This is a genomic window from Shewanella sp. 0m-6 (assembly GCF_052977325.1).
The window spans coordinates 128,423-148,975 of record NZ_JBRIMD010000006.1 but is presented as its reverse complement, the minus strand read 5'-3'; the positions used below and the strand labels follow the sequence as shown (position 1 = coordinate 148,975).

Annotated in this window: 18 protein-coding genes and 2 tRNA genes; 18 read left to right on the top strand and 2 right to left on the bottom strand. The window is 44.6% G+C overall.

What is annotated here, in order from left to right; genetic code table 11:
* Positions 1-258 precede the first annotated feature (258 nt).
* The 4 genes from greA to secF all read left to right on the top strand — a co-directional run bounded on the left by greA (position 259) and on the right by secF (position 4,504).
* Positions 259-735 (top strand): transcription elongation factor GreA, encoded by a 477-nt coding sequence (gene greA, locus ACVBJC_RS06850; protein ID WP_447160128.1) that lies wholly within the window; start codon positions 259-261, stop codon positions 733-735.
* A gap of 216 nt (positions 736-951) precedes the next feature.
* Positions 952-1,407, top strand: a complete 456-nt coding sequence (locus ACVBJC_RS06845; protein WP_447160127.1) for a hypothetical protein — start codon at positions 952-954, stop codon at positions 1,405-1,407.
* A 372-nt stretch (positions 1,408-1,779) separates the two neighbouring features.
* The gene (secD, locus tag ACVBJC_RS06840; protein ID WP_447160126.1) at positions 1,780-3,594 is read left to right on the top strand and encodes a protein translocase subunit SecD; all 1,815 of its coding nucleotides are present in this window, start codon (positions 1,780-1,782) and stop codon (positions 3,592-3,594) included.
* Between the two features lies 1 nt (position 3,595).
* Positions 3,596-4,504 carry a protein translocase subunit SecF gene (gene secF, locus ACVBJC_RS06835; RefSeq protein WP_447160125.1) on the top strand — a complete coding sequence of 303 codons (909 nt, stop codon included), beginning with the start codon at positions 3,596-3,598 and terminating at the stop codon, positions 4,502-4,504.
* Between the two features lie 95 nt (positions 4,505-4,599).
* Here secF and yhbY read toward each other — a convergent pair whose 3' ends face one another.
* Positions 4,600-4,899, bottom strand: coding sequence for a ribosome assembly RNA-binding protein YhbY (gene yhbY / locus ACVBJC_RS06830; protein WP_447160124.1), 300 nt, complete (start codon positions 4,897-4,899; stop codon positions 4,600-4,602).
* Between the two features lie 93 nt (positions 4,900-4,992).
* On the opposite strand from yhbY, the gene rlmE reads away from it, so the two are divergent.
* The 14 genes from rlmE to rpsO all read left to right on the top strand — a co-directional run bounded on the left by rlmE (position 4,993) and on the right by rpsO (position 18,355).
* Positions 4,993-5,622 (top strand): 23S rRNA (uridine(2552)-2'-O)-methyltransferase RlmE, encoded by a 630-nt coding sequence (gene rlmE / locus ACVBJC_RS06825; protein ID WP_012278226.1) that lies wholly within the window; start codon positions 4,993-4,995, stop codon positions 5,620-5,622.
* Positions 5,623-5,691: 69 nt separating this feature from the next.
* Positions 5,692-7,635 (top strand): ATP-dependent zinc metalloprotease FtsH, encoded by a 1,944-nt coding sequence (gene ftsH / locus ACVBJC_RS06820; RefSeq protein ID WP_447160123.1) that lies wholly within the window; start codon positions 5,692-5,694, stop codon positions 7,633-7,635.
* Positions 7,636-7,693: 58 nt separating this feature from the next.
* Positions 7,694-8,536, top strand: a complete 843-nt coding sequence (folP, locus tag ACVBJC_RS06815) for a dihydropteroate synthase (protein ID WP_447160122.1) — start codon at positions 7,694-7,696, stop codon at positions 8,534-8,536.
* Positions 8,537-8,632: 96 nt separating this feature from the next.
* A complete protein-coding gene (gene glmM / locus ACVBJC_RS06810) occupies positions 8,633-9,970 on the top strand; it encodes a phosphoglucosamine mutase (RefSeq protein WP_447160121.1) in 1,338 nt (445 codons plus the stop codon).
* A gap of 196 nt (positions 9,971-10,166) precedes the next feature.
* Positions 10,167-10,949, top strand: a complete 783-nt coding sequence (gene tpiA / locus ACVBJC_RS06805; protein ID WP_028769143.1) for a triose-phosphate isomerase — start codon at positions 10,167-10,169, stop codon at positions 10,947-10,949.
* Between the two features lies 1 nt (position 10,950).
* Positions 10,951-11,286 (top strand): preprotein translocase subunit SecG, encoded by a 336-nt coding sequence (secG, locus tag ACVBJC_RS06800; protein WP_447160120.1) that lies wholly within the window; start codon positions 10,951-10,953, stop codon positions 11,284-11,286.
* A gap of 114 nt (positions 11,287-11,400) precedes the next feature.
* Positions 11,401-11,487: transfer RNA gene (locus ACVBJC_RS06795), tRNA-Leu, on the top strand.
* Between the two features lie 103 nt (positions 11,488-11,590).
* A tRNA-Met gene (locus ACVBJC_RS06790) sits at positions 11,591-11,667 on the top strand.
* A 159-nt stretch (positions 11,668-11,826) separates the two neighbouring features.
* Positions 11,827-12,282 carry a ribosome maturation factor RimP gene (rimP, locus tag ACVBJC_RS06785; protein ID WP_447160119.1) on the top strand — a complete coding sequence of 152 codons (456 nt, stop codon included), beginning with the start codon at positions 11,827-11,829 and terminating at the stop codon, positions 12,280-12,282.
* Positions 12,283-12,309: 27 nt separating this feature from the next.
* Complete coding sequence (gene nusA / locus ACVBJC_RS06780; RefSeq protein ID WP_447160118.1) at positions 12,310-13,809, top strand: transcription termination factor NusA; 1,500 nt, start codon at positions 12,310-12,312, stop codon at positions 13,807-13,809.
* A gap of 28 nt (positions 13,810-13,837) precedes the next feature.
* Positions 13,838-16,528 (top strand): translation initiation factor IF-2, encoded by a 2,691-nt coding sequence (gene infB, locus ACVBJC_RS06775; RefSeq protein ID WP_447160117.1) that lies wholly within the window; start codon positions 13,838-13,840, stop codon positions 16,526-16,528.
* Positions 16,529-16,588: 60 nt separating this feature from the next.
* A complete protein-coding gene (gene rbfA / locus ACVBJC_RS06770) occupies positions 16,589-17,017 on the top strand; it encodes a 30S ribosome-binding factor RbfA (protein ID WP_447160116.1) in 429 nt (142 codons plus the stop codon).
* Positions 17,017-17,964, top strand: a complete 948-nt coding sequence (gene truB, locus ACVBJC_RS06765) for a tRNA pseudouridine(55) synthase TruB (RefSeq protein ID WP_447160115.1) — start codon at positions 17,017-17,019, stop codon at positions 17,962-17,964. The genes rbfA and truB overlap by 1 nt, the downstream gene beginning before the upstream one ends.
* Before the next feature lie 121 nt (positions 17,965-18,085).
* On the top strand, positions 18,086-18,355 hold the full coding sequence (rpsO, locus tag ACVBJC_RS06760) for a 30S ribosomal protein S15 (RefSeq protein ID WP_012156278.1): 270 nt from the start codon (positions 18,086-18,088) through the stop codon (positions 18,353-18,355).
* A 148-nt stretch (positions 18,356-18,503) separates the two neighbouring features.
* Here the strand turns inward: rpsO and ACVBJC_RS06755 are convergent, their stop codons facing one another.
* Positions 18,504-20,540 carry a putative bifunctional diguanylate cyclase/phosphodiesterase gene (locus ACVBJC_RS06755; protein ID WP_447160114.1) on the bottom strand — a complete coding sequence of 679 codons (2,037 nt, stop codon included), beginning with the start codon at positions 20,538-20,540 and terminating at the stop codon, positions 18,504-18,506.
* Positions 20,541-20,553: the final 13 nt, after the last annotated feature.

Sequence of the window (20,553 nt, the reverse complement as noted above, 5' to 3'; positions counted from 1 at the left end):
CAGCGATAAATAAAAATTTATCTTCCATTGCTAGCAAGTCTGGCAAAGGTTAAGTAAGCTCTACGGTCTCAAGTCGTGATTTGCTTCGAAAAAAAGGCGGTTTACTCAGCCTTAATGATAGCTAGATCGCGAGCAAGTATAGATTAGAGTGCATCGAATGCCCTCTGCGTTTACAATAACGTAATTCCACCTGATTTTACCTCACTGATGTTGTTCTCAGTGGGACATGCTTTTGTTTTAAAGGAGACGAAAGAGCTTATGAGTACGGTTCCAATGACCATAGTCGGTGCTGCAAGACTGCGTAAAGAGTTAGATTTTCTTAAGTTTGAGCGCCGTCCGCTAATTGCCGCTGCAATTGGTGAAGCCCGTGAGCTTGGCGATTTGAAAGAAAACGCTGAATATCATGCTGCCCGTGAAGAGCAGGGATTAAGCGAAGCGCGCGTTAGAGATATCGAAGGTAAGTTGTCTCACGCACAGATCATCGATGTGACCACAATGGAAAATAACGGCCGCGTTATTTTCGGTTCTACAGTGACTATTTTAAATGTAGATACTGAAGACGAAGTGACTTACCGCATTGTGGGTGAAGACGAAGCTAACATTAGAGAAAACTTGTTGTCAGTGAGTTCTCCAATTGCCCGTGGTCTAATTGGTAAGAGCTTAGATGATGAGATCTCTATTGTGACACCTGGTGGCACAACTGACTTTGAAATTATCAAAGTTGAATATATCTAATCTAACCCGTTAGAACTAAAAAAACCGCTTTTTAGCGGTTTTTTTATGTGACGCAGTGACCGGTAGCGCCAAAACAGTGAATAATCGTTTGTATCGAGGCTGTGCTACGTTTAGTATATTCGACATAGTAAATAGACTTAAAATAGGTAATTAGTGCTGTCATTTTGGCGATTCGGCTTCATCTTGTTGTTCATAGGGGGATTATTTCTCACACCTATGTCTGCAAGTGCATCTGAAAATGTTCAAAGTAATGATATGCGCTCAGTGGAACCTGCAGGGGCTGTTATAACCGTTATACAGGCTGCACCGCATAAGAATATGCTCGCAGATATGACAAGCACGCAATCCTCTGGCTTACCTAAACATACTCCTTTAACGCTTGAAGATAAGCAGGCAAAGCAAACTGACAAAGATGGCTCTGAATATGCGCCACTTGTTTCGCAGCGCTTTATCAGTTTTTCTCAACATGATCCCCTGCAAAGTCGTCCCGACTATTTGCTGGCCTTTGAATTTACTTCCCCCGCAGTGCCTTCTTTAACCGTTGGTTATCGCATGGATTTTGCGCCAGCAGTAGACTGGTCACTGCACATTGATACTCGCTCCCACCGACTTTGCGCGTGGAAAGAGTCTAATCTTCTCTACCGCTTTTCTCAGTCTCGCTCCTTAAGCTAACGACCGATAGCCATTTGGCTTCGTTATCGGTTGGTTTTTAAAGCAGCTATTGAGCTCGGCAGTGTTAGTTATTACTAACTTTCCCCTGATGCATTGACGTACTCGGTGTTTATTCACTTTGTTGTTGATTCCGCTAATGGTGAACTCCCTATAAGCCGCTTACTTATTTCCGTCACAAGCATGTGATTGAAACGGTGAACGTCTACCTCGATAGCTCTAAAGCATACTCGCCCAATATTCCTAGGCACCAATGTTATTAGGCATTAGTCCTGCTGGGGTTAGCCTTTTAATAATAAGTCCAGTTTCACTTCTGTGGCCTTTGAATAATGGTGAGTTGCTATCACACTTTTAGTGAATTTAAAGAGCAAAAATATGAGAGAACAGAAAAAATCAGCAATTTTGAACCATTATGCTGCTTGGAAATACATAGTGTTAGTCGTCACCATCAGCATTATGTTACTGAGTGCGTTACCGACTTTTTTTGGTGAAGATGCTGCGGTGCAGATTAGCGACGAGGCCGGGTTGAAAGTTAACCCTTTGGAATTACATCAGCTGCTCGTGTCCCAAGGTGTTACCGTTAAGCGTATCGATCAAGCTAATGGACAAACCTTGATTGTGCTTGACGACAATTCACAACAGAGCCAGCTGAAAACCTTGCTTGCAAGTCAGGTAAAGGATCCATCAAAACTAACGCTTACTCTAGCGCCTGCAGCGCCAAACTGGCTATTATCGCTCGGTTTTACTCCGATTAAATTGGGATTGGATTTGCGAGGTGGGGTGCAATTTCTATTGGATGTTGAAATTGAGCCTGTCTATAAGTTGCACGCCAACACGTTCATTGACTCTGTTAGGCAATTTGCGCGTGAACAGTCCTTATATGGTGTCACGATTCAGCAGCAGGCTGACGGTAATGTGAACATAACAACTACGGATTTAGCACAAAAAACAGCGATAAGACAGTTTGTTACTAAGCAATATCCTAATTGGCAAGTCTCAAACTCTGGTGAGCAATCTTTAAATGCTGATCTGTCAGAAGCTGAAAAAATGAATATTCGCGACCTAACCGTGAAGCAAAACTTGCAGATCATGCGCAGCCGTATCGAGCAACTAGGGATCAGTGAGGCTGTCGTTCAGCGTCAAGGTGAGCATCGAATTCGAATAGAATTACCGGGTGTACAAGATCCTGCTGCTGCAAAGTCAGTGATAGGTGCTACCGCCAGCCTTGCTTTCTATCAAGTTAAGCAACAGGGTTCTGTTAATGCCAAGGTATTGAAAGATGAGCTGGGGGCTCCTGTCTATGTTGCTAGACGCGCGGTACTCGGCGGTGAGCATATTGTCGACGCAAGAGCATCGCTCGGTGAGATGGGGCAGCCTGAAGTGGTTATTCATCTAGACCGAGAAGGCGGCAGAATCATGTCGGCTTTTTCTCGCGACAATATTGGTAAGCCGATGGCGACTTCATATAGTGAGTATAGCCGCGGTGATAATGGACAAATTAGACAAACCACTGAAGTTATCAGTGTAGCGACAATTCAATCTCAGCTGGGAGACCGATTTAGCGTAACAGGCTCTAGGGATTATGCCAGTGCGCAGCAGCTTGCTTTATTACTTCGAGCGGGCTCAATGACGGCACCTGTGACTATTGTTGAAGAACGGACTATTGGGCCAAGCTTAGGCGAAGAAAACATCACCAACGGTTTCTCTGCGCTTGCCTTAGGTATGGCGGTGACATTGCTGTTTATGGGGCTTTGGTACCGACGTTTAGGTTGGATAGCGAACGTGGCACTTTTAGCCAACATGATCCTTATATTTGGCTTAATGGCACTGATCCCTGGCGCGGTTTTAACCTTACCTGGCATCGCAGGTTTAGTGCTAACCGTTGGTATGGCAGTAGACACTAACGTACTTATTTTTGAGCGGATTAAGGACAAGTTAAAGGAGGGGAGGAGCTTTGCTCATGCCATTGACCGAGGCTTTGATAGTGCCTTTTCAACCATTGTTGACGCCAACATTACCACGATGATCACTGCAGTGGTTCTTTATGCTATCGGTAACGGGCCAATTCAAGGCTTTGCGTTAACCCTAGGGTTAGGTCTGCTAACCAGTATGTTCACCGGGATTTTTGCATCCAGAGCATTAGTTAACTGGGCATATGGTCGTAATTTTAGTCGTAACGTGAAGGTATAATATGAATTTTAATCATTTAAGTAAGTTGAGTAAATTAACAAAAGCACGTTACCTCTCAAGTGTCTTCTCTGTGCTGATCATGCTGTCATCTATTGGCATTATTGTCGTCAATGGATTTAATTGGGGGCTAGATTTTACCGGAGGGATTGTTACTGAGGTAAAACTCGATTCGAATATTAAGGCCACGCAAATTAGTAAGCTATTGTCAGCAACCTCGGAGCAGGAGGTCAGTGTTATTTCGGCGGGTGAGCCAGGTCGTTGGATTTTGCGTTACGCTAAAATAGACAATGCTGGGGCTGGTGATATCAAAACCATATTGGCGCCGTTGACTAATGATGTTGAAGTACTCAACTCTAGCATAGTTGGGTCGCAAATTGGTCAAGAGCTCGCAGAGCAAGGAGGGTTGGCACTGCTTGCGGCAATGTTATGTATTCTGGCTTATTTAAGTTTTCGTTTTGAGTGGCGTCTTGCCAGTGGCGCATTATTGGCACTATTTCACGATGTTATCTTCGTGCTGGCATTTTTCTCGTTAACGCAGATGGAGTTCAACTTGACCATTTTGGCAGCGGTACTGGCTATTTTAGGTTACTCACTGAATGACTCGATTGTCATTGCTGACAGGGTAAGAGAAGTGCTGATTGCTAAACCTAAGATGGCGATTGATAAAGTGTGCAGTAGCGCAGTAAAAGCCACGTTTTCACGTACCATGATCACGAGCGGTACCACACTATTTACCGTTGGCGCCTTATGGGTGATGGGCGGTGCGCCGCTGCAGGGATTTTCAATTGCGATGTTTCTCGGGATCATGATTGGAACGGTGTCATCGGTATCTGTAGGTACTTGCTTACCCGAGTATTTGAAAGTGAATGCCGAGCACTATAAAGTCGAACCTATTAGCGAAACGCCATAAAAAAGGCCCATAAAAAAAGAGCCGCTGAATAATCAGCGGCTCTTTTTATTTATCTTACAAAGGCTTCTTTATCTTAATGAAGACGTCTTTGTTAATTACTTTGCCTTAGGCACTGCAATTTTCATTTCTTCAGACTGACGGAACAGTACTAAAACGTGACCGATAAGCTGTATTTTTTCAGCTTTAGTTTCACGTACAATGGCATCTACGATAGCGTTTTTAAGCTCTCTGTCACCAGAGGCTACTTTCACTTTAATCAATTCATGATGTGAAAGTGCATTATCAATTTCAGCCAGCACTCCCTCAGTCAAGCCGTTACCACCAAGCATCACTACAGGCTTGAGACTATGCGCTAAGCCCTTTAAGTGCTGTTTTTGTTTGGTTGTTAAGTTCATTTATACCAACTTTATGCTGAGTTACTGTTGAAAACCCGCTATTCTACCCTTATATAGGCTTTGTGTAACTCTCAATTTTGTTGCGGATTTTAAATGTCAGGAAAAAAACGAACAGCCAGTTCTTCTCGCTGGATGCAGGAACATTTCGATGATCACTATGTCAAACTAGCGCAGAAGCGTGGTTTAAGGTCGCGTGCGGCTTTTAAGATTGAAGAGATCCAAGAAAAAGATAAACTCATTCGACCTGGAATGACGGTTGTTGATTTAGGGGCCGCACCTGGTGGCTGGTCTCAGGTAGCCGTTAAATTGGCAGGTGATAAGGGTAAAGTTATCGCTTGTGATATTCTACCTATGGACCCGATTGTTGGCGTTGATTTCCTACAGGGTGATTTTCGCGAGGAAAAAGTGCTGGACGCATTGTTAACCCGAGTGGGTGATGCCAAGGTTGATGTGGTGCTATCTGATATGGCACCGAATATGAGTGGTACAGGTGGTGTTGATCAGCCGCGTGCTATGTATTTAGTAGAACTTGCGTTAGATATGTGTCATCAAGTGTTGGCGCCTAATGGTTGTTTTGCTGTTAAAGTCTTTCAGGGGGAGGGCTTTGATGAATACATGAAAGCGGTTAAAGAGGCGTTCAAAACGGTTAAAACACGTAAGCCCGATTCTTCACGTCCACGTTCGCGTGAAGTCTATCTTGTGGCGACTGGGTACAAGTTGTAGTAATCTACCCTAAGTACTCTAACATTAGTTTTCGAAAGACTTTAAAAGAGGTCGAGTAATTTGAGTGACATGGCAAAAAATTTAATTCTCTGGGTTGTCATCGCCGTTGTGTTGATGTCAGTTTTTCAGGGCTATTCCCCCTCTTCTTCGACTAAGCAGAAGATGGATTATTCAACATTTTTAGATAACGTTAAAGACGGTCAAGTCAATACTGCAACGGTTAAGAGTGACCAGCGCACTATTGAGGGAACAACGCGTACTGGTGAAAAGTTTGTCACTGTAATGCCGTTACCTGACTTAGATCTAATTAATGAACTAAATCGCAAGGGGATTACATTCAAGGGAGAAGAAGCTGAAGAGTCAGGGTTCTTAACTCAGATATTTATCTCTTGGTTCCCAATGTTACTGCTTATCGGTGTGTGGATTTTCTTCATGCGTCAGATGCAAGGCGGTGGCGGTAAAGGCGCAATGTCATTTGGTAAGAGTAAGGCCAAATTGATGAGCGAAGACCAAATTAAAACTACTTTTGGTGACGTTGCAGGTTGTGATGAAGCTAAAGAAGACGTTAAAGAATTGGTTGATTACCTGAAAGAACCCACTAGGTTCCAAAAGCTGGGTGGCCGTATTCCAACAGGCGTATTGCTTGTGGGTCCGCCAGGTACAGGTAAAACTTTGCTTGCTAAGGCGATTGCTGGTGAAGCAAAGGTTCCTTTCTTTACTATTTCAGGTTCTGATTTCGTAGAAATGTTTGTCGGTGTTGGTGCATCTCGTGTACGTGACATGTTTGAACAAGCTAAAAAATCAGCTCCTTGTATCATCTTTATCGATGAAATCGATGCCGTAGGTCGCCAACGTGGCGCTGGTGTTGGTGGTGGTCACGATGAGCGTGAGCAGACATTGAACCAGATGCTAGTTGAGATGGATGGTTTCGAAGGTAACGAAGGTATTATTGTTATCGCTGCGACTAACCGTCCAGACGTACTCGATGCTGCATTGTTACGTCCTGGTCGTTTTGACCGCCAAGTGGTTGTTGGCTTGCCTGATGTACGTGGTCGTGAGCAAATCCTTAAGGTACATATGCGTAAAGTACCTTTGGCTGACGGTGTTAAAGCAAGCGTTATCGCTCGTGGTACACCAGGCTTCTCGGGTGCAGATCTTGCTAACCTTGTTAACGAAGCGGCGTTATTCGCTGCTCGTAACAACCGCCGTGTTGTGGGTATGGAAGAGTTCGAAAGCGCTAAAGACAAGATCATGATGGGCGCTGAACGTCGCACTATGGTGATGTCGGAAGAAGAGAAAGAGATGACCGCTTACCATGAAGCGGGCCATGCTATTGTGGGTTGTTTGGTACCGGAGCACGACCCTGTGCATAAGGTAACAATTATTCCACGTGGCCGCGCACTGGGTGTGACCTTCTTCTTACCAGAAGCAGATGCAATCAGTCAGAGTCGTCGCAAGCTTGAGAGTCAAATCTCTGTGGCTTACGGTGGACGTATTGCTGAAGATATTATCTACGGTAGCGAGAAAGTATCAACTGGCGCGTCACAAGATATTAAGTACGCAACGTCGATTGCACGTAACATGGTGACTCAGTGGGGCTTCTCTGAAAAGCTAGGTCCTGTACTTTATGCTGAAGATGAGAACGAAGTGTTCTTGGGGCGTAGCATGGGTAAATCTCAGCATATGTCTGATGATACTGCACGTGTTATTGATGCTGAAGTTAAAATGCTGATTGATGCTAACTACAGTCGAGCAGTTACTTACCTAACTGAAAATATGGATATTCTTCATGCAATGAAGGATGCGTTGATGAAGTATGAAACCATCGATGCAAACCAAATTGATGACTTAATGGCTCGTCGTGAAGTGCGTATGCCTGCTGAGTGGGAAAAAGATCTGCAGTCAAATGATAACGATAGCAATGACGCTTCATCTGAAAAGAAAGAAGAGATCAAGGAAGCTAAAGAAGATAAGCCTGATGTCAGTGATGCTGACGAATCACCCGCTAAGTAATCTTTAGTTAGATAAAGAAAACCCCTTCTAGGGGTTTTCTTGTTTACGGAACTTTATTTTGTCTAAATTAATCAGTGGTAATGCATCTCTAGATTTAAGTTCTCCAGTTGTGATGGGGATCCTCAATGTCACGCCCGACTCATTTTCTGATGGTGGCGAATATTCTTCAATCGAAACAGCCTGTAGACAAGCCGATTTTATGGTGGCTAATGGCGCCAAAATCATCGATATTGGTGGTGAGTCCACCCGTCCTGGTGCGAAAGATGTATCTGTTGACGACGAGCTGGCGCGTGTGCTGCCTTTAATCGATTACGTGAGCCGTACTCATAATGTGTGGATCTCAATAGATACCAGCAAGGCCGCCGTGATGCAGGCAGCAATAGAAGCGGGTGCCCATCTGATTAACGACGTGCGAGCACTGCAAGAACCGGGTGCATTAGCTGTCGCTGCGGCATTGAATGTACCTGTGTGCCTGATGCATATGCAGGGGCAGCCTAGGACGATGCAAGATGCGCCGCAATATGGTGACATCATTAGCGATATCACCGAGTTCTTCAATCAACGTATTGAGGCCTGTATTGCGGCTGGGATAAAACGTGAACAGATAGTGATCGACCCCGGTTTTGGTTTTGGTAAAACCCTTGCACATAATTATGAGCTGCTAAATCGTATGGCAGAATTTTTACCTATGGGCTTACCTATCCTGGCTGGCTTATCACGTAAGAGTATGTTCGGGCAGTTACTTGGACGTGAAGTAGCACAAAGATTAAGTGGTACACTTACTGGTAATATGCTGGCAGTCCAAGCTGGCGCGAATATTGTGCGCGTGCATGATGTGCAAGAAACCAGTGATATGCTTGCTGTTTTAGCAGCGACAAAGAATTATATCGCTTTAGCTTAATCGTTGGCTTTGATGCCAGCTGTTCAGCTAGGGTTAGTATTTTTACGGTAGAATCGATGGATTTAGATCTACGTGATTAGTGAGTTTGGAGTTCAAGTGAAGCAAAGACAATTTTTCGGAACCGACGGTATTCGAGGCAAAGTAGGCGCGGGCAAAATGACCCCTGAATTAGCGCTTAAGTTGGGTTGGGCTGCGGGGCGCGTATTATCTCGTGCTGGCACCCATAAAGTTATTATCGGTAAGGACACTCGCATTTCAGGTTACCTGTTTGAATCTGCATTGGAAGCGGGGCTTTCTGCCGCAGGGATTGATGTGATGCTTATTGGCCCAATGCCAACACCGGCAGTTGCCTATTTGACACGCACCTTCCGTGCTGAAGCCGGTATTGTTATTAGCGCTTCCCATAACCCGTATTACGATAACGGTATTAAGTTCTTTGCTAACGATGGCAGTAAACTCGACGATGACGTTGAACTTGAAATCGAAGCTGAGCTTGAAAAATCATTAACCTGTGTTGAGTCTCACCTGTTAGGTAAAGTGGCTCGTATTGATGATGCCGCTGGTCGTTACATTGAGTACTGTAAGAGTCATTTCCCAGCAGAGCAGACGTTAAGCGGTCTTAAAATTGTTGTCGATTGTGCTCATGGCGCAACTTACCATATCGCTCCGAGTGTGTTTAGAGAGCTTGGCGCTGAGGTTATCGCTATCGGTGATAAGCCAAATGGTTTGAATATCAACGATAAAGTTGGCGCCACCTCGATGGCAAAGATTTGTGAAACCGTTTTAGCCGAAAATGCTGATTTAGGTATTGCTCTTGATGGTGACGGCGACCGGATCATGATGGTTAACCGTCATGGACGTGTTATTGATGGCGATGAAATTCTTTATATCTTAGCCTGTGATGCGCAAAAAAGCGGCGTCCTTCGTGGTGGTGTTGTCGGTACCTTGATGTCAAATCTAGGGTTAGACCTCGCATTACAAGCGCTCAATATTCCTTTTGTACGCTCTAAAGTGGGAGATCGCTACGTCATGGAGCTTCTAAAAGAGCATGATTGGCGTATCGGTGGTGAAAATTCAGGTCATATTTTGAATCTCGACCATGGCACAACCGGTGACGGTATTGTTGCCGGCATCTTGGTGCTAGCGGCTATGCAGCGTCAAAACGCCAGCCTTGAGCAGCTAACTGCCAATATCACCATGTTGCCACAAGTATTAGTGAACGTTCGCTTCGAGGGTAATAACGACCCGTTAGCAGCTGATATTGTGTTAGCTGCAAAGGCAGAAGTAGAACAGAAACTGGGTGAACGCGGTCGTGTGTTACTGCGTAAATCAGGAACTGAACCGCTATTGAGGGTGATGGTAGAAGGTGATGAGCAAGAAGCGGTCACCAAATATGCTAATTATATTGCGGATGCTGTTCGTAATTTAGTTTAGTATTTAGTTAAATAAACAGGATGTTATAGGCAGTCGTGGTTGAATTTGCTGCAAAGCTGTTATTAATCGTACTGCCAACATCTTGTTAGCATAAAAAACACGCGTTCTCGCCTTAATTCGTAAAAATAACGTCTTTAGGTATTGTAAGTTAACAAGTGGTTCGCTATTATTCACGCCGCTTTCAAAGGAGACAGTAATGGCACTCAGACGTCCCATGGTTGCTGGTAATTGGAAAATGAATGGCAGTGCGCAACTTGCACAAGAGCTTTTCAAGAAATTCGCTACCAAGCTCCAAGATGATTCAGCGGAAGTGGTATTGTGTCCACCTTCTATTTACTTAGAAAGTGTACGACAGCTACTGGATGAAAACAAAGAAGCCTTAAATGGTTGTTTGGTCAGAATGGGAACGCAGAATATAAGTCAACATGACTTCGGCGCCTATACTGGTGAAATATCTGGTCAGATGTTAAAAGATTCAGGATGTCGATATGTTATTATCGGACATTCAGAACGTCGCCGTATGTACGGAGAGACGAGTGATATCGTGGCAGAGAAATTTGCCGCAGCTCAGAAACATGGTTTGACCCCAATACTTTGTGTTGGTGAGTCGGGTCCAGCTCGTGAAGCAAGACGCACTTTTGAAGTGATTGCTGAAGAGTTAGATGTGGTCATTGAAAAGAATGGCACCATGGCTTTTGACAACGCAATTATCGCCTACGAGCCATTATGGGCAGTAGGAACCGGTAAGAGTGCTACGCCAGAGCAGGCGCAAGAAGTTCATGCGTTTATTCGCAAGCGTCTCTCTGAAGTATCTCCATTTATCGGAGAAAACATCAGGATTTTGTACGGTGGTAGCGTAACACCGAGTAATGCAGCAGACTTGTTTGCTCAACCTGATGTAGACGGTGGTTTGATTGGTGGTGTAAGCCTCAATGCTACCGAATTTCTCAGTTTATGTACGATAGCGATGAGCGCATAATATGTATGAAGTTCTAATGGTTGTTTACTTGTTGGTTGCGATTGGTCTAGTAGGACTTATCCTTATCCAGCAAGGTAAAGGTGCTGACATGGGTGCTTCTTTTGGCGCCGGTGCTTCAGGTACTCTGTTCGGTTCATCTGGTTCTGGTAACTTTTTGACTCGTTCAACTGCAATTTTAGCAGTCGCGTTTTTTGCTCTAAGTCTTACCATTGGTAACTTAAGTGCAAATCACACTAAAGCTGAAGGTGCATGGGACGATTTAGGAAGCAACGCAGCGCAAGTTGTTGAGCAAGTTCAGCAAGAAGCTGAAAAGTCAGAAGATAAAATCCCTGACTAATTCATAAGAATGTTTATGAATGGTATCAATCTTAGATTGATTGGTACCGACTGTTAGATTGCTACGCCCTCTCAATGTAGCAAACAATGATAACAGTCAGATGTAACGATTTATGCGGATGTGGTGGAATTGGTAGACACGCCAGCTTGAGGGGCTGGTGAGCGAAAGCTCGTGGGGGTTCAAGTCCCCCCATCCGCACCAAATCTTTGAGTTCGTTAACGACGGAGTCGAAGATAATAAAGTGGTTTAAACGCCCTTTATTATTGCAAGTGGAGAGGATTCTCAATATACTTGCACAAGTTGTCGCGGGGTGGAGCAGTTTGGTAGCTCGTCGGGCTCATAACCCGAAGGTCGTCGGTTCAAATCCGGCCCCCGCAACCAGCTTCCCAGTAAAGAAATTTATTTCTATACTGTTACAGGTTCTGGATATATCAACCTCGTCATTACGGGGTTTTTTGTTATCTGGAACTTATAAAACGGTCACTCAAGGTGACGTATACTGGGGCTATTAGGCCCTTTTTTGTTTTTCTGGGGGTAACCTTGGCTACATTAGAACGCAAACTGGTAGAAATGCTCAACGCACCAGTTGAAGCATTAGGCCACAAACTTTGGGGTCTGGAATATATTCAAGCAGGCAAGCATTCTATCTTGCGTTTATATATAGACAACGAAAAGGGCATCTTCATCGAGGATTGCGCCGAAGCAAGCCGCCAAGTAAGTGCTGTGCTGGATGTTGAAGATCCAATCACATCTGAATACACGCTAGAAGTTTCTTCTCCTGGTGTAGATAGACCGCTGTTCACCGCTGAGCAGTATAAGGCCTACATCGGTGAGACTGTAAAAGTACAATTAACGATGCCTGTAGCAGGCAGTCGTAATTTAAAAGGCACCGTTACTGGCGTTGATGGGCAAATGCTTAATCTGTCGGTAGATGGGAACGAACTTATTGTTGCTTTGGATAATATCCGTAAAGGCAACTTAATCGCTAAGTTTTGATGAATTCAAGGTGAACGAGGCAAGACAATGAATAAAGAGATTCTGCTAGTCGCTGAGGCGGTTTCAAACGAGAAAGGTGTACCGCGCGAAAAGATTTTTGAAGCGCTGGAAATTGCACTAGCCACAGCAACCAAGAAAAAATACGAAGGTGACATTGAAGTTCGTGTTGCAATCGACCGTAAGACAGGTGCTTATGAAACTTTCCGTCGTTGGATGGTAGTTGAAGATGCGGGCGTTCCATTAGAAAACCCGTTCCGTGAGATCACACTTGAAGCTGCAAAGTATGACGATCCAGAAATTGAGCTGGGCGGTTACATCGAAGATGAAATCGAGTCAGTTGCATTTGACCGTATTACCACTCAAACCGCTAAGCAAGTTATCGTACAAAAAGTACGTGAAGCTGAGCGTGCTCAAATCGTTGATCAGTTCCGTGATCGTGAAGGCGAGTTGATTGTAGGTGTTGTTAAGAAGAGTAACCGCGAGAGTGTAGTGGTTGATCTTGGTAATAACGCTGACGGTGTGCTGTTTAAAGAAGATTTGATTTCACGTGAATCTTTCCGTCCTGGTGATCGTGTTCGTGCATTGCTTTACTCTGTACGTCCGGAAGCTCGCGGTGCACAACTGTTCTTAACGCGTACTAAACCTGACATGCTTATTGAGCTATTCCGTGTTGAAGTACCTGAGATTGCAGACGAGATGATCGAAATCATGGGCGCTGCTCGTGATCCAGGTTCTCGCGCTAAGATCGCCGTTAAGTCTAACGACCGCCGTATCGACCCAATAGGTGCGTGTGTTGGTATGCGTGGTGCACGTGTTCAAGCTGTTTCAAACGAGCTTGGTGGTGAGCGTGTAGATATCGTGCTTTGGGACGATAATCCAGCGCAATACGTTATTAACTGTATGGCACCAGCGGATGTGGCTTCTATCATCGTTGATGAAGATAACCACTCAATGGATATCGCAGTTGAAGCTGACAGCTTAGCACAAGCAATCGGTCGTAACGGTCAGAACATCCGTTTAGCTACTCAGCTATCAGGCTGGGAACTTAACGTGATGACTGTTGCTGACATGAAAGCTAAGCATCAAGCTGAAAGCGCAAAAGTAGTCAATCTATTCATTCAAGCATTAGATGTGGATGAAGATTTTGCACAACTACTATCTGACGAAGGTTTCACTTCTTTAGAAGAGATTGCTTACGTTCCAGAATCAGAGCTATTAGAAATTGATGGATTCGACGAAGATACCGTTGAGTCATTAAGAGAACGCGCAAAAGCGGCGATCTCTACTCGTGCACTTGCGACTGAAGAAGCACTTGATGGTGCTGAACCAAGTGAAGATCTTCTTGCTCTAGAAGGTCTAGATAGACACTTGGCATTCGTAATGGCAAGCAAAGGCGTAATTACGCTTGAAGATTTGGCCGAACAAGGCATTGATGATTTGATCGAAATTGAAGAATTAACAGAAGAAAAAGCAGGCGAGCTAATTATGGCTGCCCGTAATATCTGTTGGTTTGGCGAAGAAGCATAAGTCGATCAGCAGAGGGGAGTTTTAATATATGGCAGATACTACAGTAGACAAGCTAGCCCAGGAAGTTGGGAAAAGCACTGATCGTTTAGTCGAGCAGTTTTCTCAGGCTGGTATTAAGAAGTCGGCGAGTGATACGGTTTCTGAAACTGAAAAACAGCAGTTGCTTGATTTCCTTAAGAAGCAACATGGTGGCGATGCAGCCCCAACTAAAATGACATTACAACGCAAATCAGTTTCAACACTTAGTGTTGCTGGTAGTGGCGGACAGTCTAAAGACGTTAAAGTCGAAGTGCGTAAAAAGCGTACGTTCGTAAAACGTGACGAAGCGGCAGAAGCAGAACTAGCTGCTGCGGCTAAAGCAGAAGAAGCTAAAGTTGCTGAAGAAGTTAAGGCTGCCGCGGAAGCAAAAGCTAAAGCGGATGCAGAAGCAAAGGCAAAAGCTAAGGCTGATGCCGAAGCTAAGGCGAAAGCAAAAGTGTTAACAGAAAAACCAGTTCAAGAAAGTGCTGAAGATAAAGCAGCTAAAGCAGAAGAAGCAAAATTGTTAGCCGCTCAAGACGCAGTTGCGAAAGCAAAAGCTGATGAAGAAGTTGCAGCAGCTGCAGAAGTTGCTCGTCGTTTAGCGGAAGAAAACGAAAAGCGTTGGGCTGAAGAAGAAAAAGCCCGTAAAGAAGCTGAAAAGTCAGTTGATCACCACGTGACGACCTCTACTGAGGCACGTGCTGCTGAAGATACAGCTGATGCGAACGCTGAAAAGCGCGGTCGTCGTCCACGCAAGCCTTCTGCTAATGCGGGTAATAACCCTAACGCGAATGCTAACGCTGGTGCGGGTAAGCCAACAGGTAAAGGTAAGCGCGGTAAAGATAACCGTCGTGATAGCCGTAACTCACGTAATTCACGAAGCAACAATCGTAGCGTTGCGCCAGAGTCAATGGATCACGCGTTCACTAAGCCTGCTGCAGTGGTTAAAGCTGATGTCAGCATCGGTGAAACGGTTTCAGTTTCTGAATTGGCTTCTAAGATGTCAATCAAAGCTACTGAAATTATCAAGCAGATGATGAAGATGGGCTCTATGGTTACAATTAACCAAGTCCTAGATCAAGAAACTGCGCAGTTAGTTGCTGAAGAAATGGGTCATAAAGTTGTGCTTACTCGTGAAAACGAACTAGAGCACCAAGTACTTGCTGATCGTAACGGCGATATATTAGCTGAATCTCGTGCTCCAGTAGTCACTATCATGGGTCACGTTGACCATGGTAAGACATCGCTACTTGATTACATTCGCCGCGCGAAAGTTGCTTCAGGCGAAGCCGGTGGTATTACTCAGCACATCGGTGCGTACCACGTTGAAACTGAAAATGGCATGATCACTTTCTTAGATACTCCTGGTCACGCTGCGTTTACCGCTATGCGTGCTCGTGGTGCTAAGGCTACCGATATCGTAATCCTAGTGGTTGCGGCTGATGACGGTGTTATGCCTCAAACAATCGAAGCGATTCAACATGCTAAAGCCGGTGGCGTTCCGCTAATCGTTGCAGTTAACAAGATGGATAAGCCTGAAGCAGATCCTGATCGTGTTAAGTCTGAGCTTTCACAGCATGGCGTTATGTCTGAAGATTGGGGCGGAAACAACATGTTTGTTAATGTTTCTGCTAAGACTGGCGATGGTATCGATGAGCTATTAGAAGGTATTCTTCTAGAAGCTGAAGTACTTGAACTTAAAGCTGTTCGTGAAGGTATGGCTGCTGGTGTTGTTGTTGAATCTAAGCTTGATAAAGGCCGTGGTCCAGTTGCAACAGTTCTTGTACAAGAAGGTACATTGAAGCAGGGCGATATCGTTCTATGTGGTCTTGAGTACGGTAAAGTCCGTGCGATGAGAGATGAGAATGGTAAAGCAATTACTGAAGCTGGCCCATCTATTCCTGTAGAGATCTTAGGTCTTTCAGGTGTGCCATCGGCTGGTGATGAAGCGACGGTAGTACGTGATGAGCGTAAAGCACGTGAAGTTGCACTATATCGTCAAGGCAAGTTCCGTGATGTTAAGTTGGCTCGCCAGCAGAAGTCTAAGCTTGAAAACATGTTTGCTAACATGACTGAAGGCGAAGTCGAAGAGTTGAATATCGTGCTTAAGGCTGATGTTCAAGGTTCACTTGAAGCTATTTGTGATTCATTAAATGCGCTTTCAACTGGCGAAGTTAAAGTTAACATCATCGCACGTGGTGTGGGTGGATTAACTGAAACTGATGCAACTCTTGCTGCAGCATCTAATGCAATTATGGTCGGCTTTAACGTTCGTGCTGATGCACAGGCGCGTAAAGTTGTTGATAGCGAAAGTGTTGACCTACGTTATTACAGCATCATCTATCAATTGATTGATGAAGTTAGAGACGCAATGAGTGGCCTGCTTGCTCCTGAATTTAAGCAAGAGATCATTGGTCTTGCTGAAGTTCGTGATGTATTTAAGTCTCCTAAGATTGGCGCGATCGCCGGTTGTATGGTGACCGAAGGTACTATTAAGCGTAGCGCTCCAATCCGCGTTCTTCGTGACAACATTGTTATCTACGAAGGTGAGCTTGAATCACTTCGTCGATTTAAAGACGATGTTAGCGATGTTCGTAACGGTATGGAATGTGGTATCGGTGTGAAGAACTATAATGACGTCAGAGTTGGCGATCAGATTGAAGTCTTCGAAACGGTAGAAATTGCACGTACCTTGTAATTCAACTAGTTACTTATAAGGGCGGCGTTAGCCGCCCTTAATATTTATGGCAAATATATTATGGCAAAAGAATTTAGTCGTACACGTCGTATTGCACAGCAGCTTCAACAAGAGCTAGCACAAGTGCTACAACGTGATATGAAAGACCCACGAATCGGGTTTGTGACGGTTAATGATGTCGATGTTTCTCGCGATTTAAGCTATGCAAAAGTCTATGTCACTTTCTTTGAAGAAGACGAAAAGCTTGTTCAAGAGAAAGTTGAAGCGTTAGATGCAGCTGCAGGCTACATCCGTTCATTGGTTGCCGGCCGTATGAAGTTACGCGTTATGCCTGAACTTCGCTTTATCTACGACAGCTCGCTTGTTGAAGGTATGCGCATGTCTAACTTAGTTAGCCGCGTTATCAGCAATGACGAAGCAAAGCAGAAGCAACACGGTATTGAACCTGATGCTGCGAAAGATGATACAAAGGAAGAGGGCGATAAGTAATGGCACGTCGTTCTCGCGGTCGTTTTATCGACGGTATTGTACTGTTAGATAAAGATACTGGTATGAGTTCTAACTTTGCATTACAAAGAGTGAAACGCTTTTTTAATGCAAATAAGGCTGGCCATACCGGTGCTCTTGATCCGCTAGCAACGGGCATGTTACCTATTTGCTTAGGTGAAGCGACGAAGTTTTCGCAGCACCTACTTGATGCGGATAAACGTTACTTAGTGACTGCAAAGCTTGGGCAACGTACCGATACCAGCGACTCTGATGGTGAAGTTGTTCAAACAAGAGAAGTTAACTTCACTCAACAACAGCTTGATACAGCACTGGATTATTTTCGCGGTGAGACGATGCAAGTCCCGTCTATGTTCTCGGCGCTCAAGTACCAAGGTCAGCCTTTGTATAAGTACGCTCGCGAGGGAATTGAAGTCCCCCGTGAAGCACGCCCTATCAATGTGTTTGAGTTAAATTTTATCAGCCTTGAAGGTGATGAGTTGACCTTGGATATCCATTGCTCTAAAGGCACTTACATCCGTACAATCACTGACGATTTGGGCGAGATGCTAGGCTGTGGTGCTCACGTTATCATGCTACGTCGCACACAAGTTGCCGGTTACCCATACGATAAGATGGTGTCGCTTAAACAGCTTGAAGAACTTGTGACGAAAGCTGAAGATGAGTCTTTATCACTGTCTGAAGTGCTCGATCCACTCTTGTTACCTATGGATACCGCGGTAAGTGGTTTCAAAGAGATAAACGTCTCTGACGAACTTGCTACTTACTTGATGAACGGTAACCCTGTACAGGTGGCCAACTTACCGGTTGATGAGTTAGTTCGTATCACTATCGGCGAATCTCGTCAGTTTGTTGGTATCGGACAAATGAACGATGATGGACAGCTTGCCCCTAAGAGACTTATCGTACTAAGAGAGCAACAAGATTAATTGAGGACTTATTCCTAGATTAATCTTGCTACCCAAAGTCTAAATGGGTAGAATGGCGCGCCCCTTTGGCTGAGTTAGTGATCGGCTAAAGATTTTTTAATGTAATATTTTGGAGATAGAAATGTCACTAAGTGTTGAAGCTAAAGCTCAAATCCTAGCTGAATTTGGTCGTTGTGAAAATGATACTGGTTCTTCTGAAGTTCAAGTTGCTCTGCTAACTGCGCAGATCAACCACCTACAAGGTCACTTCAAAGAGCACATCCACGATCACCATTCACGTCGTGGTCTACTACGTATGGTTAGCACACGTCGTAAGCTTCTTGCATACCTTAAGCGTACTGAAAACGTTCGCTACCAAGAGCTAATCAAGAAGTTAGGTCTACGTCGTTAATTTTAACGTCTGATCTATTAAAAGGAGGCCAAGCCTCCTTTTTTTGTGCCTGACTTTCGGCTATAAGCCGCCATTCGCCAGTTTATAGCTGTTGGTATGCAGGGTGCTTTAGCTGAAGATATACCTGTTGGTTTTAATCCTGAACGTTTTAGCTGATAAGTGAAGTTCGATTGGTTGCAATGTATTTTTCTTCAAACTCTTCTATTGGCAAAGGCTTACTAAAGTAAAACCCTTGGCCTATTTGGCAGCCACGCTCCTGCAACCAGGCTAGTTGTTGCTCACTTTCAATTCCCTCAGCCACAATGTTTAAGTCAAGCTGCTTACCGAGCATCAAGATGGTTGACGCGATAGCACTTTCCTCTGGTAGATCGGACACAAAACAACGATCAATTTTCATGGTGGTAATGGGCAGGCGACGAAGGTACGACAACGAAGAATACCCGGTACCAAAATCATCAACCGCAATCCCAAACCCCGCACTCTTTAGCTCTCTAAGTTTGATAATGGACGACTCGATATCACTCATTAGAGAGGTCTCAGTTATCTCAATCTCTAACAGCTCTGGAGCGATTTGATAGCGTAGTGTCGCTTGCTTAATATCGGGCACAATACTGGCGTCTAGAAACTGCTGAGGAGCGACATTAATTGCAATAGGTAGTGAGAAATTATAACGCATTTGCCAATCTCTAATCGTCTTACAGGTTTGCTCAATTACCCAGCGCCCGATAGGTATAATGATACCAGTCTCTTCAGCCACAGGAATGAAAGATATTGGACTGATTAAACGTCCATCTTTTTGCCAGCGGATCAGTGCTTCACAGCCAATAACCTCTCCGGTTTTTATATCGAGTTTAGGCTGAAAATGGAGTAAGAATTCATTGTTTTTTAGTGCATCATGTAAGGATGCTTCGGTTCTTAAGCGAACGGCTGCTCTTTCGGTCATTTGGGATTTAAAGAAAGCCCACTGGTTCGACCCTGCAGCTTTTGCACTGTACATGGCGATATCTGCATGGCGAATTAGATCTTCTGCCCGCAGGCCATCGTCTGGGTAGATGGCGATACCTACCGAGGCCGCCGGGTGCACAGTATGCTCATTGAGTTGCATAGGGTTATTCAGTTGTATTAGCAGCTTATCGACAAACTCAGCCGCTTGGCTTGGTGACTCTAAACCATCCGCGAGTACCACAAACTCATCGCCCCCTAATCTAGCAACAGTGCCCATTTGGCCAACAGCAAGCTCTAAGGTACGGGCTACACGGATCAAAAACTGATCGCCAATCTCATGGCCTAATGAGTCATTTACATTTTTGAATCGGTCTAAGTCAATAAATAGCAGTACGAATTGACATTGCTGTTTTTTTGCTCGCCCAATGGTTACCGCGATGGTTTCTAAAAGCAAAGTGCGGTTCGGCAAGCCCGTTAAGGGATCTCGGGTTGCCATTTTGCGTAATTTATTTTGAGTATTATCAAATTGAACCAAAATTTGATTTAGCTTAGAGGTGACGAGCCCGAGTTCATCATTACAGTGAGCACTGTCTATGGGTAGTAGGTTTCTCGCAGGAGACTCCGGGTCTATGTTGTCGATAGACTCACTGATGCGAGCAATAGGTTGGGTTAAAAATCGGTGAAATAATACCGACAATACCAGTGTGAGCAAAAATGCTCTCGCTAAGGTAGCCCAAAGGCTGAAGCGCAAAGTTGATATTAATGAACTGGTGAGCTCTTGGGTGTCATAAAAGACCGTTAAGGTACCAATCAGTTCTTCGTTACCATTACTGTCAACATAAAATGGTCGATACAGCGAGCGGGATAGCTGTTTGAAATCACCAAAAAGCGCAGCGCTAATTTCGCTATACACTTCAGCATTAGCCGCTCCGGGACCGTTACTGACTGACACGAACCGACTACCGTCTTCTAAATCCATTATTGCAGAGCTTACATGCTCAACTTTTAAGATCCCTTGTATTGTTTGCACGGCAAGTACATCATCTAACGCCCAGACTGCATTTGTTGCAGGTTGTTCGACGGAATCCAGTAGTTCGCGCTGGGTATCGGTTAACTCATGGCGGGCGTTAATAACGAGCAGAGAAATCTCAATAAGAAAGATGGCAACGGCAAAAAATAGCGTTGCAGATACGACCAAAATAGTCTGTTTCCACGTGAGGGATTTAAAGCGCTGCTCCATCAACTCTTGTCCT

Bases quoted from the DNA above. Each gene is read 5' to 3' on its own strand.
- greA (WP_447160128.1), top strand. From the start codon at position 259: ATGAGTACGGTTCCAATGACCATAGTCGGTGCTGCAAGACTGCGTAAA.
- ACVBJC_RS06845 (WP_447160127.1), top strand. From the start codon at position 952: ATGTCTGCAAGTGCATCTGAAAATGTTCAAAGTAATGATATGCGCTCA.
- secD (WP_447160126.1), top strand. From the start codon at position 1,780: ATGAGAGAACAGAAAAAATCAGCAATTTTGAACCATTATGCTGCTTGG.
- secF (WP_447160125.1), top strand. From the start codon at position 3,596: ATGAATTTTAATCATTTAAGTAAGTTGAGTAAATTAACAAAAGCACGT.
- yhbY (WP_447160124.1), bottom strand. From the start codon at position 4,899: ATGAACTTAACAACCAAACAAAAACAGCACTTAAAGGGCTTAGCGCAT.
- rlmE (WP_012278226.1), top strand. From the start codon at position 4,993: ATGTCAGGAAAAAAACGAACAGCCAGTTCTTCTCGCTGGATGCAGGAA.
- ftsH (WP_447160123.1), top strand. From the start codon at position 5,692: ATGGCAAAAAATTTAATTCTCTGGGTTGTCATCGCCGTTGTGTTGATG.
- tpiA (WP_028769143.1), top strand. From the start codon at position 10,167: ATGGCACTCAGACGTCCCATGGTTGCTGGTAATTGGAAAATGAATGGC.
- secG (WP_447160120.1), top strand. From the start codon at position 10,951: ATGTATGAAGTTCTAATGGTTGTTTACTTGTTGGTTGCGATTGGTCTA.
- nusA (WP_447160118.1), top strand. From the start codon at position 12,310: ATGAATAAAGAGATTCTGCTAGTCGCTGAGGCGGTTTCAAACGAGAAA.
- infB (WP_447160117.1), top strand. From the start codon at position 13,838: ATGGCAGATACTACAGTAGACAAGCTAGCCCAGGAAGTTGGGAAAAGC.
- rbfA (WP_447160116.1), top strand. From the start codon at position 16,589: ATGGCAAAAGAATTTAGTCGTACACGTCGTATTGCACAGCAGCTTCAA.
- truB (WP_447160115.1), top strand. From the start codon at position 17,017: ATGGCACGTCGTTCTCGCGGTCGTTTTATCGACGGTATTGTACTGTTA.
- rpsO (WP_012156278.1), top strand. From the start codon at position 18,086: ATGTCACTAAGTGTTGAAGCTAAAGCTCAAATCCTAGCTGAATTTGGT.
- ACVBJC_RS06755 (WP_447160114.1), bottom strand. From the start codon at position 20,540: ATGGAGCAGCGCTTTAAATCCCTCACGTGGAAACAGACTATTTTGGTC.